Raw genomic sequence first — 1,645 nt, forward strand, 5'->3', positions numbered from 1 at the left:
ATGATACAAACTTTTTTGGAGAGTTTGATCTTGGCTCAGGACGAACGCTGGCGGCGTGCCTAATACATGCAAGTCGAGCGCAGGAAGCAAGTTGATCCCCTTCGGGGGTGACGCTTGTGGAATGAGCGGCGGACGGGTGAGTAACACGTGGGCAACCTGCCTGTAAGACTGGGATAACCCCGGGAAACCGGGGCTAATACCGGATAATACTTTCTTTTGCATAAAGGAAAGTTGAAAGGCGGCTTCGGCTGTCACTTACAGATGGGCCCGCGGCGCATTAGCTAGTTGGTGAGGTAACGGCTCACCAAGGCGACGATGCGTAGCCGACCTGAGAGGGTGATCGGCCACACTGGGACTGAGACACGGCCCAGACTCCTACGGGAGGCAGCAGTAGGGAATCTTCCGCAATGGACGAAAGTCTGACGGAGCAACGCCGCGTGAGTGATGAAGGTTTTCGGATCGTAAAACTCTGTTGTTAGGGAAGAACAAGTACGATAGTAACTGATCGTACCTTGACGGTACCTAACCAGAAAGCCACGGCTAACTACGTGCCAGCAGCCGCGGTAATACGTAGGTGGCAAGCGTTGTCCGGAATTATTGGGCGTAAAGCGCTCGCAGGCGGTCCTTTAAGTCTGATGTGAAATCTCGCGGCTCAACCGCGAACGGTCATTGGAAACTGGAGGACTTGAGTACAGAAGAGGAGAGTGGAATTCCACGTGTAGCGGTGAAATGCGTAGAGATGTGGAGGAACACCAGTGGCGAAGGCGACTCTCTGGTCTGTAACTGACGCTGAGGAGCGAAAGCGTGGGGAGCGAACAGGATTAGATACCCTGGTAGTCCACGCCGTAAACGATGAGTGCTAGGTGTTAGGGGGTTTCCGCCCCTTAGTGCTGAAGTTAACGCATTAAGCACTCCGCCTGGGGAGTACGGCCGCAAGGCTGAAACTCAAAAGAATTGACGGGGGCCCGCACAAGCGGTGGAGCATGTGGTTTAATTCGAAGCAACGCGAAGAACCTTACCAGGTCTTGACATCCTCTGCCATTCCTAGAGATAGGAAGTTCCCTTCGGGGACAGAGTGACAGGTGGTGCATGGTTGTCGTCAGCTCGTGTCGTGAGATGTTGGGTTAAGTCCCGCAACGAGCGCAACCCTTGATCTTAGTTGCCAGCATTTAGTTGGGCACTCTAAGGTGACTGCCGGTGACAAACCGGAGGAAGGTGGGGATGACGTCAAATCATCATGCCCCTTATGACCTGGGCTACACACGTGCTACAATGGATGGAACAAAGGGAAGCAAAACCGCGAGGTCAAGCAAATCCCATAAAACCATTCTCAGTTCGGATTGCAGGCTGCAACTCGCCTGCATGAAGCCGGAATCGCTAGTAATCGCGGATCAGCATGCCGCGGTGAATACGTTCCCGGGCCTTGTACACACCGCCCGTCACACCACGAGAGTTGGTAACACCCGAAGTCGGTGAGGTAACCTTTTGGAGCCAGCCGCCGAAGGTGGGACCAATGATTGGGGTGAAGTCGTAACAAGGTAGCCGTATCGGAAGGTGCGGCTGGATCACCTCCTTTCTAAGGATAGAATCGGAACGCCGAGGATTCTCTTCGGAGAATCTTCCGGTAAGGACATACTAGTTGTTT

The 1,645-nt window shown here is 53.7% G+C and carries 1 rRNA gene; it reads left to right on the top strand.

Going from position 1 to position 1,645, the window contains the following annotated elements:
- Positions 1-12 precede the first annotated feature (12 nt).
- Positions 13-1,576, top strand: a 16S ribosomal RNA gene (locus ACTWPF_RS19015).
- Positions 1,577-1,645: the final 69 nt, after the last annotated feature.

Source organism: Oceanobacillus sp. M65 (assembly GCF_052246275.1).
Lineage (GTDB): Bacteria > Bacillota > Bacilli > Bacillales > Amphibacillaceae > Oceanobacillus_B > Oceanobacillus_B jordanicus.